This window comes from Geodermatophilus sp. SYSU D00742 (assembly GCF_054049935.1).
In genome coordinates, this window is the sequence record NZ_JBJGYJ010000006.1 from 1 (window position 1) to 12,806 (window position 12,806).

Sequence of the window (12,806 nt, forward strand, 5' to 3'; positions counted from 1 at the left end):
GACCCGTCGGCGTGACGCCGACGGGTCCCCTCCGCTCAGACGAGGGCCGGGAGGGCGAACCGGGGCTCGGCGCCGGCCCTCCCCATCGCCAGGTCGGCGGCGAGCTCACCGACGAGGGCGGCGAACTTCGCGCCGTGGCCCGAGCACGGCGAGACGACGACCACCGGGCCGGCCCGGTCGAGCAGGAAGTCCTCGGTCGGGGTCACGGTGTAGAGGCAGCTGGCCTCGGCCACCGGCTCGGGGTCGAGGCCGGGCAGGGACTCCGCCACGTACCGGACGACGCGCTCCCGGGACGCCGGGTCGACGACGCCGTCCCGGCCCGACGCCGTGGTCGGCGTGCCGCCGTCGTGCTGGGCGACCTTGAACGCCGGCTCGGGCCCACCGTCGGCGCCGGAGGGCAGCCCGAACAGCTGGAGCTCCCCCTTGTGCACGAACGTCGGCCAGGCCACGGAGGCGTCCCGCCGCCGGAAGTGGAACACCTGCTGCTGGGTCACCGTCAGCGGCGGCAGCCCCAGCGGCACGCCGACCGACCGCGCCAGCTCCGGCAGCCACGGGCCGGCGGCGAGCACCACCCGGTCGGCCACGACCGCCGGTCCGTCGGTGCCCACCAGGACGCCGTCCCCGTGGGGCTCGACGGCGACGACCCGGGTCCGCCCGAGCACCGTCCCGCCGAGCTCCCCCACCCGGCGCACCCACGCGGCGACCGCGGCGTCGGCGTCGAGCACCGCCGCCTCCGGGTGGAACAGCACCGGCCCGTCGAAGCGCATCCCCGGCCAGCGCGCCTCGGCCTCGGCGGCGGGGAGCAGCTCGTGCCGCACGCCCTCGCGCTGCATGAGCTCCGCCAGGCCGGCCGGGTCGCGCGCCGCCCCGTGGTCGAGGCCGCCGGTGGTCTGCAGCAGTGGGACCCCGAGGTCGGACTCGGCCTCGGCCCAGCGGTCGAACGCCCGGCTGGTCAGCCGCACGTAGAACGGGTCGGCGTAGGCCCGCCGGATGATCCGCGAGGTGCCGTGCGAGCTGCCGCGCCGGTGCCCGGGGTCGAGCGCCTCGACCAGCGCGACCGACACCCCCCGGCGGGCCAGCTCCCACGCGGCAGCGGCGCCCATCAGCCCGGCCCCGACGACCGCGACCTCGACCCGCAGGTCCCTCACCGGCCCGGGACCCACGAGGTGCCGGCCAGCGGCACCCGCGCCATGGCCGCGGCCTCGATGGTGAGAGCGACGAGGTCCTCGGGCTCCAGCGAGTGCAGGTGGGCCTTGCCGCAGGCCCGGGCGATGATCTGGGCCTCCATCGTCATCACCCGGATGAAGTTGGCCAGCCGCCGCCCGCCGACGACCGGGTCCAGGCGCTGGGCCAGCTCGTCGTCCTGGGTGGTGATGCCGGCGGGGTCGCGCCCGGCCTGCCAGTCGTCGTAGAAGCCGGCCGCCGAGCCCAGCGCCCGGTACTCCTCGTCCAGGTGCGGGGAGTTGTCGCCGAGCGCGATGAGCGCGGCGGTGCCGATCGCGACGGCGTCCGCACCGAGGGCCATGCACTTGGCGAGGTCGGCGCCGTTGCGGATGCCGCCGGAGACCACCAGCTGGACCTGCCGGTGCAGGCCCTCCTCCTGCAGCGCCTGCACCGCCTGGGGCAGCGCGGCCAGCGTCGGGATGCCGACGTGCTCGATGAACACGTCCTGCGTCGCGGCGGTGCCGCCCTGCATGCCGTCGAGCACGATGACGTCGGCCCCGGCCTTGGCCGCCAGCTTCACGTCGTAGTAGGTCCGGCTGGCGCCGATCTTGACGTAGACCGGCTTCTCCCAGTCGGTGATCTCCCGCAGCTCCCGGATCTTGATCTCCAGGTCGTCGGGGCCGGTCCAGTCGGGGTGCCGGCAGGCGCTGCGCTGGTCGACGCCGATGGGCAGGGTGCGCATCCCGGCGACCCGCTCGGTGATCTTCTGGCCGAGCAGCATGCCGCCACCGCCGGGCTTGGCGCCCTGCCCGAGCACGACCTCGATCGCGTCGGCCATGCGCAGGTGGTCGGGGTTCATGCCGTACCGCGAGGGCAGGTACTGGTAGACCAGGTGCTTGGACTGACCGCGCTCCTCCTCGGTCATCCCGCCGTCCCCGGTGGTGGTCGACGTCCCCACCTCGCTGGCGCCACGGCCGAGGGCCTCCTTCGCCCGGCCGGAGAGCGCGCCGAAGCTCATCCCGGCGATGGTCACCGGGGTGGACAGGTGCAGCGGGTAGGTGGCGTTGCGGTCACCGAGGACGACGTCGGTGTCGCACCGCTCGCGGTAGCCCTCGAGCGGGTAGCGCGACATCGACGCCCCGAGGAAGAGCAGGTCGTCGAAGTGCGGGACGCGGCGCTTGGCGCCGCCACCGCGGATGTCGTAGATGCCGGTCTCGGCGGCGCGCTGGATGTCGGCGATGGTGGCGCGGTCGAAGGTGGCCGACTCACGAAGCGTCATGTGGGGCTCCTCAGTACGCCGAGGCGTTGTCGACGTGGAAGTTGTAGAGGCGGCGGGCCGAGCCGTAGCGGCGGAAGTCCCGCGGGTCGGCGTCCAGACCGGCGGCGGCGAGCAGGCCGGCGAGCTCGGCCAGGTGCTCCTCGCGCACCTCCTTCTCGACGCAGTCCGCACCGAGCGAGGCGACCGAGCCGGCCACGTAGATGCGGGCCTCGTAGAGGGAGTCGCCGAGCGCGTCGCCGGCGTCCCCGCAGACCACCAGCCGGCCGGCCTGACCCATGAAGGCGCTCATGTGGCCGACGTCGCCGCCGACGACGATGTCCACGCCCTTCATCGAGATGCCGCAGCGCGCCGCGGCGGATCCCTCGACCACGAGCAGTCCGCCGTGCGCGGTGGCCCCGGCCGACTGGGAGGCGTTGCCGCGCACCCGCACGGTGCCGCTCATCATGTTCTCCGCGACGCCGACCCCGGCGTTGCCCTCGACGGTCACCGTCGCGGACTTGTTCATCCCGGCGCAGTAGTAACCGGCGTGCCCCTCGATCCGGACGTCGACGTCGGCGTCCAGGCCGACGGCGAGGCTGTGCCGGCCGTCGGGGTGCGTGACCCGCCAGGACGGCGCCTTGTCGGCGACGTCGCGGGCGTGCAGCGCGGCGTTGAGCTCGCGGACGCTGGTCACCGACAGGTCGACGACGGCGGGCTCGGCCGGCTCCACCGGGGCGAAGTCGAGGGACGTGCTCAGCGCTGCCATGCGTAGACCTCTTCCGGCTCGGGCTCGAAGATGCGGGCGTCGTCGATGCCGGGCAGGCCGGCCAGGGCGCGGTACTCCGAGGCCATCGCGACCCACTGCGGGGTCTCGGCGACGACCGCGGGCTTGCAGGCGATGGCGTCGCGGACGACGGCGAAGCTGTCCCTGGTGGACACCAGCAGCGTGTAGAAGCCGTCGAACCGCTCGCACAGCAGCTTCAGCGACGTCGACAGGTCGTACCCGGCGGCCAGCTGCGCGGCGACGAACCGGGCGCCGACCTCGGAGTCGTTGTCGCTGTCGAACACCGCACCGGCGGCCCTGAGCTCGCGCCGGATGGTGGCGTGGTTGGCGAACGAGCCGTTGTGCACCAGGCACTGGTCGGTGCCGACGGAGAACGGGTGGCAGTGCGCGGGGGTGACGGCCGACTCGGTCGCCATCCGGGTGTGCGCGACGCCCTGCCAGCCCTGCGCCGCGGGGAGGCCGAACGCGGCGGCCAGCGCCTGCGGGGAGCCCACGCCCTTGAGGACGGCGACCTCCTCGCCGGCGCCGATGACGAGGGCGCCCGGCACCGCCTCCCGGACGGCGGCGGTCAGGGTGGTGGGGTCGGTCGCGGCGTGCACGACCAGCGTCTGGCCGGCGTCGACGACCTCGGCCTCCGCCAGTTCCGCGCGCACCGCCGTCGCGACGTCGTCGGCCGTCCGGTCGCCGGCCAGCAGCGAGACGGTGGACCGGCCCGGCGGGGACCAGCGCGGGTCGCCGTAGACGGCGACACCGGCGGAGTCCGGGCCGCGCTCGGTGACCTGGCACAGCATCCCGGTCAGCAGCTCGCCGAGCCGGGGGTACAGGGAGGGCTCCCGCAGGTGGAGCCCGACGATCCCGCACATGGGTGGGCGTTCCTCTCTCGGTACTGGGCGTCGGAGGTGCCGTGCACCTCCGCGGACGGGCGCGGGGAGGGTCAGAAGGCGGTCACGTAGCGGTCGACCTCCCAGGGGGTCACCTGGCCGTGCCACTCGAAGAACTCGTCGCGCTTGAGGTCGGCGAAGTAGCCGGCCACGCCCGGGCCGGCCGCGTCGAGCGCGCCGGCGACGACCGGGTCGGCCTCCATCGCCTCCACCGCGTGCAGCAGCGTCGGCGGGAGGGGGCTGCTGCAGGTGGCGCCGGGGTCGCCCGGGTCCAGCCCGCGGCGGACGCCGTCCAGCCCGGCGGCGAGCGCGGCGGCCGCGGCCAGGTAGGGGTTGGCCGAGCCGTCGCCGCCGCGCAGCTCGACCCGGTTGCCGTCGGGCACCCGCAGCAGGTGGGTGCGGTCGTTGCCGCCGTAGGTCGCCGTCCGCGGGGACCAGGTCGCCCCCGACCGGGTGGAGCTCGCCCCGGTGCGCTTGTACGCGTTGACGGTCGGGGCGAGCACCGCCTGCAGCCCGCACGCGTGCTCGAGCAGGCCGGCGACGAACGAGTAGGCCAGCGGGGAGAGGCCCAGCCCGCGCGGGTCGTCGGCGTCGGGGAAGGCCGCCTGCCCGTCGCGCCACAGCGACAGGTGCATGTGCAGGCCGCTGCCGGTCCGGTCGGTGAACGGCTTGCCCATGAAGGTCGCCGTCATCCCGCGCTGCTCGGCCAGCACGCTGAGCAGGTACCGGAGGGTGACCACCCGGTCGGCGGTGGTCAGGGCGTCGGCGTAGGCGAAGTTCTGCTCGAACTGGCCGTTGCCGTCCTCGTGGTCGTTGGCGTAGTTGCCCCACCCCAGGGAGTTGATCGCCTTGGAGACCTCGGTGAGGTGGTCGTACATGCGCGTGAGGTCACGGGCGTCGTAGCAGGGCCGCGACGCGGTGTCCTTGGGGTCGGCCGGGCGCAGCGCGCCGTCCGGGCCGCGCTCGACGAGGAAGTACTCGACCTCGGCGCCGACCCTGAGCTCCAGGCCGAGCTCGGCCGCGCGGGCCAGCTGCGCCTTGAGCACCACCCGCGGCGCGTAGGGCCAGGGCCGGCCCTCCACGTGCGGGTCGCAGTGGACGATCGCCAGGCCGGGCCTGATGAACGGGACCGGCATGTAGGACGACGGGTCGGGGATCGCCACGAGGTCGGGGTCCCGCGGCTGCTGACCCATCGCGCCGACCGCGTAACCGGCGAACCCGACGCCCTCGGCCTGCAGCTCCTCGACCGCCTCGATGGGCACGAGCTTGGCGCACGGCTTGCCGGTGAGGTCGACGAACAGGGCCATGACGAACTCGATGCCGTCGGCGCGGGCCCGGGTGGCCAGATCGGACTCGACGGCGGTGGCCGGCCTCGGCACGGGCGGTGCCTCGGGGCGGGTGGCGGTGAGCGACACGGGAGCCTCCTGGCGTTGCGTCCACTGTGGTGAACTCTTGTCGCCCATGAGTAAACGGTCCACTCGTTTCCCGACGGTTACGGAGCCGCTGTCTTTGTGTTGCCGGGCGACGCGGGCGACGCGGTGGCAGCACAGCTCCACGGCGACTCCACGGCGGGCCCGGGCGGCACCGGTCAGCGACACACCGGAGGCCGGCCCCGCGGCGCGGGACCGGCCTCCGGTGGGTCGAGCGCACGCGTCAGCCGGCCGTGCCGGCCTCGCGGGGCGCGGAGCTCGCGACCAGCCGCTCCGCGGAGGCGACGACCGCCTCGGGGGTCGGCTTGGCGCCGGGGGTCTGCACGCCGCCCTCGAGGTCGTAGGCGACCTCGGCGTGCTGGTCGAGGTCGATGCCGGCGACCTCGGCCTCCTTCGACAGCCGCAGGCCGATCGTCTTCTGCAGCGCGGAGGCGATCAGCCACGTGACCACGAACGAGTAGCCGATCACGGCGACCACGGCGACCGCCTGGGTGCCCAGCAGGCCCAGCCCACCCCCGTAGAGGAGCCCGTCCCTGCCACTGGGGGCCTCCGCCGAGCCGAGCAGCCCCACGAGCAGCGTGCCGATGACGCCACCCACGAGGTGCACGCCGACGACGTCGAGCGCGTCGTCGTAGCCGAGGCGGTACTTCAGCGAGATGGCCAGCGGGCAGACCGCGCCGGCGACCGCACCGACGGCGAAGGCGCCCATCGGGGTGACCGCGCCGCAGGCGGGGGTGATGGCGACCAGCCCGGCGATCGCGCCGGACATGGCCCCCAGCGTGGTCGCGTGCCCGTCCCGCAACCGCTCGACCAGCAGCCAGGCGAGCAGCGCGGCACAGGTGGCGTTGAAGGTGTTCAGCATGACCACCGAGGCGCTGTTGCCCGCCGCCAGCGCGGAGCCGCCGTTGAAGCCGAACCAGCCGAAGAACAGGATCCCGGCGCCGAGCACGACGAAGGGCAGGCTGTTCGGCCGGGCCTGACGCGGCCACCCGGCTCGCTTGCCCACGACGAGCACCAGGGCCAGCGCGGCCACACCGGCGTTGACGTGGACGGCGGTGCCGCCGGCGAAGTCCACCGCGCCCAGGCGGTTGGCGATCCAGCCGCCCACGGTGCTCCCGTCCGCGGCGTCGAACGCGAAGACCCAGTGCGCGACGGGCATGTACACCAGGGCCGCCCAGAGGCCTGCGAAGACCAGCCACGGCCCGAAGCGCACCCGGTCGGAGACGGCTCCGGCGATCAGTGCGGTGGTGATCGTGATGAAGAGGGCCTGGAAGACCGCGACCAGCGCCGGTGGCAGCGCGGCCTCCGGGTCCTCGGCCAGGAAGTCGCCGAGCCCCGCGTAGGTCGTGAGGTCACCGAGCAGGCCCGCCCCTCCGTAGGAGTCCCCGAACACGGCGGAGTAGCCGAAGAGCGTCCACAGGACGCCGACCACCGCGACGGCCCCGAAGACCATCATGATCATGTTGAGGACCCCGCGGGACCCCACCATGCCGCCGTAGAAGAGCGCCAGTCCGGGGATCATGAGGGCGACGGCCATCGTTGCGGCCAGGATGAATGCAGTGCTGCCGACGTCCACGGCACGCCTTTCGTCTACTGGGGGTTGTCGCTGTCGCCGGGGAGTAGACGGTCGACGTGTTGCCGTGGCGGTCTCCTGACGTGACGTTCCGGTGACATCGGGCGCGTCGCCCCTCCGCGGTGCCGCGGCCGGCCCGCGGGCCCGTCCCGCGGGACCGGCGCGCGCCCGGCACCGCCGCCTTCCGGTGGTCACCGACTTGTTACAGCGCGGACACCCACCGTTGCGTCCACTGCCGTTACATGTCGTCCACCCACAGGAGCCGTCATCCCGACCGGTTCCGCCGCGAGGAGGCCGACACATGGCAATGGACACGATCGTCTTCGGACACGCCACCGGCACGTACGAGGGACTGCCGAGCATGGAGGTCGCCGGCGTCAACGCCTTCATCGGCGACACGTTCGCCAACCCCGGGGGCTCGGAGCTGTGCTCCGGGTTCTTCGAGCTCCTGGCCGGCGAGCCGCTGGAGTACACCTACACGTACGACGAGATGAAGGTCGTCGTCGAGGGGGAGTTCCACCTCACCGACCTCGACAGCGGCGAGCAGGTCGTCGCACGCCCCAAGGACGTGCTCTTCTTCCCCAAGGGCTCCCGCATCCGGTTCGAGACGCCCGAGCGCGCGCTGGGCTTCTACACCGGTCAGCGGTCGTTCGCCCCCTGATCCGGCATGGGCATCGAGCACACCAGCGTGCCCCGGTGGGACGCCGTCCCCCCGGCCGTGCCGAGCGGTGCCCGCAGCCTGGCACTGCTGGCGCTGGGTCCTGACGCGGAGGACGTCGTCGCCTCCTGGGAGGCGACGGCACGCAGCAGCGGCACCCCGGTGAGCGTCCTGCGGGTCGCCGGCTGCGAGGACGCGCTGCCGTGGCTGGAGGCGGAGACGGCGCAGGCCGTCGTCGGCTGGAGGTTGCTCGTGGCGGGCCCGGAGGCCGACGTCCTCCGGGCCCGTGCCCGGGTCCTGGCGCTGGGCGCCGTCCCGGCCGAGATCCTCCCGTTCGTCACCGGGGTGCCCCTCCGACGGGTGCACTGCGCCCACTGCGACACCGAGACGGAGACGACAGCACCGGTGGACGGCACCTGCACGTGCAGCGGCTGCGGCCGCACCCTGCACGTCTACCACCACGTGTCCCGGCGCATGGGCGCCTACCTCGGGTACATGATCGACGCCGAGGACGCCGACCCCGTGGCCGTGCTCGGGGCGACGGCATGACGGCCGTGGCCCTGCCGGCCCGGGCGCCGGCCGGCGCACCCGCCCGGCGGGGACCGCTCGAGCTGCGCGTGGCCGCCGTCCGGGCGGCGGCGGCGGGGATCCGGTCGGTCACCCTGGTGGCCGGCGACGGGAGCGCCCTGCCCGGGTACCCCCCGGGCAGCCACCTCGTGCTGGCCTGCGGCGAGCGCCGCAACGCCTACTCCCTCACCGGCTCCGGGGTGGCGCCGGAGGAGTACACGATCTCCGTCCTGCTGTGCCCGGACGGCACCGGTGGCTCCCGGTGGGTCCACCAGCTGCAGGTGGGTGACGCGGTGGCCGCCGACCCGCCCCGCAGCGCCTTCCCGCCGGTCGCCACCGCACGCCACCACCTGCTCGTCGCCGGCGGCATCGGCGTGACCCCCATGCTGTCGCACGCCCGCGCCGCGGTGCGGTGGCGGCGCTCCTTCACCCTCCTCTACGGGTACCGGCCGGGCGCCGGTGCCCACCTGGCCGAACTGCGGGAGTTGGCCGGCCCCCGGCTCGAGGAGCACCCGGACGTCGCGACGTTCCTGCCCCGCATCGAGTCCGCCCTGGGCTCGGCGCCACTGGGCACGCACCTCTACGTCTGCGGGCCCACCCCCCTGCTGGACTTCGTCCTGGAGCGCGCCGAGCGCCTCGGCTGGCCGGAGGACCGGGTGCACACCGAACGCTTCTCCGCCGCCGCGCTGGACCCCGGCGACCCCTTCGACGTCCGGCTGGCCCGCTCCGGGCGACGGATCGCCGTCCCCTCCGGCGTGAGCCTGCTCGAGGCCCTGGAACGCGGCGGCGTCCCCGTGCCCAACCTGTGCCGGCAGGGGGTCTGCGGCGAGTGCCGCGTGCCCGTCCTCGCCGGCCGCCCCCTCCACCGCGACCTCTTCCTCAGCGAGGAGGAGAAGGCCGCTGCCGACAGCGTCATGTGCTGCGTCTCGCGCAGCACCGGCCCCTCCCTGGAGCTCGACCTGTGACCACGACCGACCCGCGCGTGTGGGCGCTGCCCGAGCGCATCACCGCGTTCCCCTTCCCCTTCCCGACCGACCGCTACCGGTACAGCACCAACGTCGAACCCGCGGTCGCCCCCACACCGACCGCGGCCGGCAGCTGGGGCGCGCACGTCCTGCACGTCGACGACTGCTACGAGGCCGACAGCGCCGAGTGCCGGGCCGTCCTGGCCGCGGACCCGTCGCGGTGGCAGGAGCTGCCGCACATGAGACCGGCGTCCTGGGACGCGATGCTCTACGTGATGGGCGAGCTCCAGCGGGCCCGTCCCGACGCCTTCCGGCTCGAGCGCCGCGGCGGGGACACGTGGCACTGGCGCAACGAGCTGCTGGACGTCGAGCAGGAGTTCGTCCTCGGCGAGGACGCCACGCTGCCCACCGACCCCCTGCGGTTCGTCGCGCCGCAGGTGCAGGACGACCTGGTCCTCCTCGACCAGCGTGAAGGGGCCCTGTGGGCCGATGCCGGCGTCGTGACCGCGGCCGCGGACTGGTCCATGCGCTTCGACGTCGGCATGAGCTTCCCGGAGATCCACGGCCCGGTCCCGCGCGTCCACCCGGCCGGGGTGATCGACCGGGCCCACCGGTTCCTCATGCGCCTGCAGCCCGGCGAGGCCTACCGGCGCACGAACTGGACGATGACCGTGGGCCGGCGGCTGGACACCGCGACCGAGACCTATCCCGAGTGGGGCCCGGACCGGCGGCTGGTGCTGTCGGAGGACCTCGGCACCCGCCTGCACCTGCGGGTCGAGGTCCAGCACCTGGTGCGCCTGCCCAGCTCCGGCACCGTGCTGTTCCTCATCCGCACGTACCTCCTCCCCCTCGCCGACATCGCCCTCGTGCCGGCCTGGCGGGACCGGCTCGCCGCCGTCCTGGAGGAGCTGCCACAGGACATGGCCGACTACAAGGGCATCTCCCGCTACCGGCACGCCGCGGCCGAGTGGCTGAGGAGCGCGACGTGACGACGCTGCTGCCCCCGGCCAGGCAGACCAGCGTCCCGACGTGGCCGGACGCCCCCCCACCCCTCGACCTGACCGGGCGGTCGTTCCTCGTCGTGCAGCTGGGCCCGGGCTCCGCGGACGTCGCCGACGGCTGGCTGCGCCAGGCCGGGGACGCCGGCCGGCCTGCGCAGCTGTGGCTCCTCGACGGCTGGGCGGCGGGCCGGGCCGATGACCTGGAGCAGCGGCTCGGGACGCTCCGTGTCGGATCCCGGCTGGCCGTCGCCGGACCCGAGGCCGACGTCCTCCTCCTGACCGCGCAGGCGCGCTCCCTCGGACTGGTCCCGGAGGAGATCACCGCCTTCGCCGTCGGCCGCGACCGGATCAGCGTCTTCTGCGTCCACTGCGAGGCCACGTCCCGGCTGGCCGCAGCCGCCGGCGACGAGGTCACCTGCCCGGGTTGCCGGCGGCGTCTGGAGGTGCACGAGCACGTCTCGGGTCACCGCGGCAGCTACCTCGCCTCCGCGATCGCCGCGCCGGGAGGGCACGGATGAGCGCTCGGGCCACCGTCCAGCTGCGGGTCGCACGGGTCGAGCAGCTCACCGCGGACGTCCGGCAGATCGTCCTCGAGCACCCCGGGGGCCGGCGGCTGACCGGGTACACGCCCGGCAGCCACCTCGTGGTGACCGCCGGCGGCAGACGCAACGCCTACTCCCTCACCGGCTCCGGCGTCGAGCCGGCCGACTACCGCATCTCGGTGCTGCGCACCGGTGACGGCCAGGGCTCGGCGTGGCTGCACGACAGGGTGTCCGCCGGGGACCTGCTCACCGTCGAGGGACCCCGCTCGACGTTCCCCCTCGAGTTCGCGTCGGGGAAGGCCCTGCTCGTCGCGGCGGGGATCGGCGTGACGCCGATCCTGTCGCACCTCGAGGCAGCGCGGCTCTGGGGCCGTCCGGTCGAGGTCGTCTACGGCTACCGCCGTGGCGCGGCGGCGCACCTGGAACGGGTGCGCGAGCTGGCCGGCGACGACCTCGTCGAGGTGGAGGGACGGGACGCGCTCGCCGCCGTCCTCCGCGACCGGCTGACCCGGCAGCCGTGGGGCACCCACGCCTACGCCTGCGGCCCGGCCGGCGTCCTCGACCTGTTCACCGAGACGGCCCGGAACGCCGGCTGGCCGCCGGTCCGCGTGCACGTGGAGCACTTCCGGGCTCCCGAGCAGGCCCCGGGCCGGCCCTTCGCCGCCGTGCTGCGCCGCAGCGGCCGCCGGCTGGCCGTCCCGAGCGGCACCAGCCTGCTCGAGGCCGCGCTCGAGGCCGGCGTCGAGGTGCCCCACATGTGCCGGCAGGGGGTCTGCGGCCAGTGCGTCGTCCCCGTGGTCGCCGGCCGCGTGGAGCACCGCGACCTCGTCCTCGACGACGCCGACAGGCAGACCCACACCAGCATGCTCGCCTGCGTCTCGCGGGCGGCCGACCCCGTCCTGGAGCTCGACCTGTGAACGACCTGTCCCGCCTGCCCTGGCCCTTCTCCCCCGGCGAGCGTGCCTTCCGGTACGCGGTCAACGTCGAGCCCGCCCGACGACGGGTCGAGACACCCGCCGGCCACTGGGGCGCACACGTCGTCGACCTCGGCGAGGACTACCAGGAGCAGATGCTCCTGCGCCGGGACATCCTGGCCCGGGACCCCGGACGGCGCCAGGTCCTCCCCCACATGGAGCCGGCCTGCTGGGACATGCTGCTGTACCTGCTGCGCGAGCTGGTGTCCGCCCGGCCCGACGCCATGCACCTCGAGGAGCACCGGGGCGCGCGCCGGGCGTTCTCGTGGCGCAACGACCTGCTCGGCATCGAGCAGGACTTCGTGCTGGGGGACCCGGCCACCCTGCCCACCGACCCGCTGACCTGGATCGCCTGCCAGGTGCCCGACGACATCCTGATGGTCAGCGACCGGGGCGGCCGGCTGTGGTTCGACGCCGCGCTGGTGACCTGGGCGGCCGCGTGGTCGGTGAAGTTCGACGTCGGCATGCACCTCGACGAGATCCACGGGCCCGTTCCCCGGCTCAACGAGGAGGGCGTCACGAGCCGGGCCACGCGCTTCATGCGCAGCCTCACGTCGGACCAGACCTATCGCCGGGTCAACTGGACCTTCTCCGCCCACGGCTCGCCCCGCCGGGACATCAGCCTGGAGACCAAGCCCGACTGGGACACCGACATCCCGCACCTGGTCCGGGACGGCGACTACGGCCGGCTGCAGCTGCGGATCGAGCTGGAGCACCTGACCCGGCTGCCCTTGACCGGCACGCTCACGTTCAACATCCGCACCTACATGGCGCCGCTCTCGGCGATCGCCGCCATCCCGGAGTGGGGCGAGCAGCTGGCCGCCATCGTCGCCGAACTGCCCGACGACATCGCCGAGTACAAGGGCATCGCCCCGTACCGGGCCGAGGCGGTGGCGTGGCTGACCGACGCCACCCGGACGTCCCGGGCGGCGGCATAGCCGCGCCGGGGCCCCGCCCGGCGCCTCGCGGCGGCGCCCCGGACACCGTCCACCCACCCGGGCCGGGGGCC

13 protein-coding genes are annotated in these 12,806 nt (G+C 74.5%); 7 read left to right on the forward strand and 6 right to left on the reverse strand.

Features of this window, described 5'->3' with window-relative positions; genetic code table 11:
• Positions 1-35: 35 nt before the first annotated feature.
• The 6 genes from ACI78V_RS05710 to ACI78V_RS05735 all read right to left on the reverse strand — a co-directional run bounded on the left by ACI78V_RS05710 (position 36) and on the right by ACI78V_RS05735 (position 7,093).
• The gene (locus tag ACI78V_RS05710; protein ID WP_456849776.1) at positions 36-1,148 is read right to left on the reverse strand and encodes an FAD-dependent oxidoreductase; all 1,113 of its coding nucleotides are present in this window, start codon (positions 1,146-1,148) and stop codon (positions 36-38) included.
• On the reverse strand, positions 1,145-2,443 hold the full coding sequence (locus tag ACI78V_RS05715; RefSeq protein ID WP_456849778.1) for an FMN-binding glutamate synthase family protein: 1,299 nt from the start codon (positions 2,441-2,443) through the stop codon (positions 1,145-1,147). Before ACI78V_RS05715 ends, ACI78V_RS05710 begins: the two co-directional genes overlap by 4 nt.
• A 10-nt stretch (positions 2,444-2,453) precedes the next feature.
• On the reverse strand, positions 2,454-3,188 hold the full coding sequence (locus ACI78V_RS05720; protein WP_456849780.1) for a GltB/FmdC/FwdC-like GXGXG domain-containing protein: 735 nt from the start codon (positions 3,186-3,188) through the stop codon (positions 2,454-2,456).
• Positions 3,176-4,069, reverse strand: coding sequence for a hypothetical protein (locus ACI78V_RS05725; RefSeq protein WP_456849782.1), 894 nt, complete (start codon positions 4,067-4,069; stop codon positions 3,176-3,178). The genes ACI78V_RS05720 and ACI78V_RS05725 overlap by 13 nt, the downstream gene beginning before the upstream one ends.
• A 71-nt stretch (positions 4,070-4,140) precedes the next feature.
• Positions 4,141-5,502, reverse strand: coding sequence for a type III glutamate--ammonia ligase (glnT, locus tag ACI78V_RS05730; protein WP_456849784.1), 1,362 nt, complete (start codon positions 5,500-5,502; stop codon positions 4,141-4,143).
• A 238-nt stretch (positions 5,503-5,740) separates the two neighbouring features.
• Complete coding sequence (locus ACI78V_RS05735) at positions 5,741-7,093, reverse strand: ammonium transporter (protein ID WP_456849786.1); 1,353 nt, start codon at positions 7,091-7,093, stop codon at positions 5,741-5,743.
• A gap of 298 nt (positions 7,094-7,391) precedes the next feature.
• Between ACI78V_RS05735 and ACI78V_RS05740 the strand changes: the two genes are divergently transcribed.
• Genes ACI78V_RS05740 through ACI78V_RS05770 form a run of 7 tightly spaced genes read left to right on the forward strand, consistent with a single transcriptional unit; the run spans position 7,392 to position 12,735 of the window.
• Positions 7,392-7,751 (forward strand): cupin domain-containing protein, encoded by a 360-nt coding sequence (locus tag ACI78V_RS05740; RefSeq protein ID WP_456849788.1) that lies wholly within the window; start codon positions 7,392-7,394, stop codon positions 7,749-7,751.
• 6 nt (positions 7,752-7,757) lie between these two features.
• Positions 7,758-8,297 (forward strand): dimethylamine monooxygenase subunit DmmA family protein, encoded by a 540-nt coding sequence (locus ACI78V_RS05745; RefSeq protein ID WP_456849789.1) that lies wholly within the window; start codon positions 7,758-7,760, stop codon positions 8,295-8,297.
• Positions 8,294-9,280, forward strand: a complete 987-nt coding sequence (locus ACI78V_RS05750) for a PDR/VanB family oxidoreductase (protein WP_456849791.1) — start codon at positions 8,294-8,296, stop codon at positions 9,278-9,280. Before ACI78V_RS05745 ends, ACI78V_RS05750 begins: the two co-directional genes overlap by 4 nt.
• Complete coding sequence (locus ACI78V_RS05755) at positions 9,277-10,269, forward strand: heme-dependent oxidative N-demethylase family protein (protein WP_456849793.1); 993 nt, start codon at positions 9,277-9,279, stop codon at positions 10,267-10,269. Before ACI78V_RS05750 ends, ACI78V_RS05755 begins: the two co-directional genes overlap by 4 nt.
• The gene (locus ACI78V_RS05760) at positions 10,266-10,799 is read left to right on the forward strand and encodes a dimethylamine monooxygenase subunit DmmA family protein (protein ID WP_456849795.1); all 534 of its coding nucleotides are present in this window, start codon (positions 10,266-10,268) and stop codon (positions 10,797-10,799) included. The genes ACI78V_RS05755 and ACI78V_RS05760 overlap by 4 nt, the downstream gene beginning before the upstream one ends.
• The gene (locus ACI78V_RS05765) at positions 10,796-11,740 is read left to right on the forward strand and encodes a PDR/VanB family oxidoreductase (RefSeq protein ID WP_456849797.1); all 945 of its coding nucleotides are present in this window, start codon (positions 10,796-10,798) and stop codon (positions 11,738-11,740) included. The genes ACI78V_RS05760 and ACI78V_RS05765 overlap by 4 nt, the downstream gene beginning before the upstream one ends.
• A complete protein-coding gene (locus tag ACI78V_RS05770; RefSeq protein WP_456849799.1) occupies positions 11,737-12,735 on the forward strand; it encodes a heme-dependent oxidative N-demethylase family protein in 999 nt (332 codons plus the stop codon). Before ACI78V_RS05765 ends, ACI78V_RS05770 begins: the two co-directional genes overlap by 4 nt.
• The last annotated feature ends 71 nt before the right edge of the window (positions 12,736-12,806 follow it).

Coding starts and splice junctions, on each gene's coding strand:
- ACI78V_RS05715 (WP_456849778.1), bottom strand. CDS start 2,443: ATGACGCTTCGTGAGTCGGCCACCTTCGACCGCGCCACCATCGCCGAC.
- ACI78V_RS05720 (WP_456849780.1), bottom strand. CDS start 3,188: ATGGCAGCGCTGAGCACGTCCCTCGACTTCGCCCCGGTGGAGCCGGCC.
- ACI78V_RS05725 (WP_456849782.1), bottom strand. CDS start 4,069: ATGTGCGGGATCGTCGGGCTCCACCTGCGGGAGCCCTCCCTGTACCCC.
- ACI78V_RS05740 (WP_456849788.1), top strand. CDS start 7,392: ATGGCAATGGACACGATCGTCTTCGGACACGCCACCGGCACGTACGAG.
- ACI78V_RS05745 (WP_456849789.1), top strand. CDS start 7,758: ATGGGCATCGAGCACACCAGCGTGCCCCGGTGGGACGCCGTCCCCCCG.
- ACI78V_RS05750 (WP_456849791.1), top strand. CDS start 8,294: ATGACGGCCGTGGCCCTGCCGGCCCGGGCGCCGGCCGGCGCACCCGCC.
- ACI78V_RS05765 (WP_456849797.1), top strand. CDS start 10,796: ATGAGCGCTCGGGCCACCGTCCAGCTGCGGGTCGCACGGGTCGAGCAG.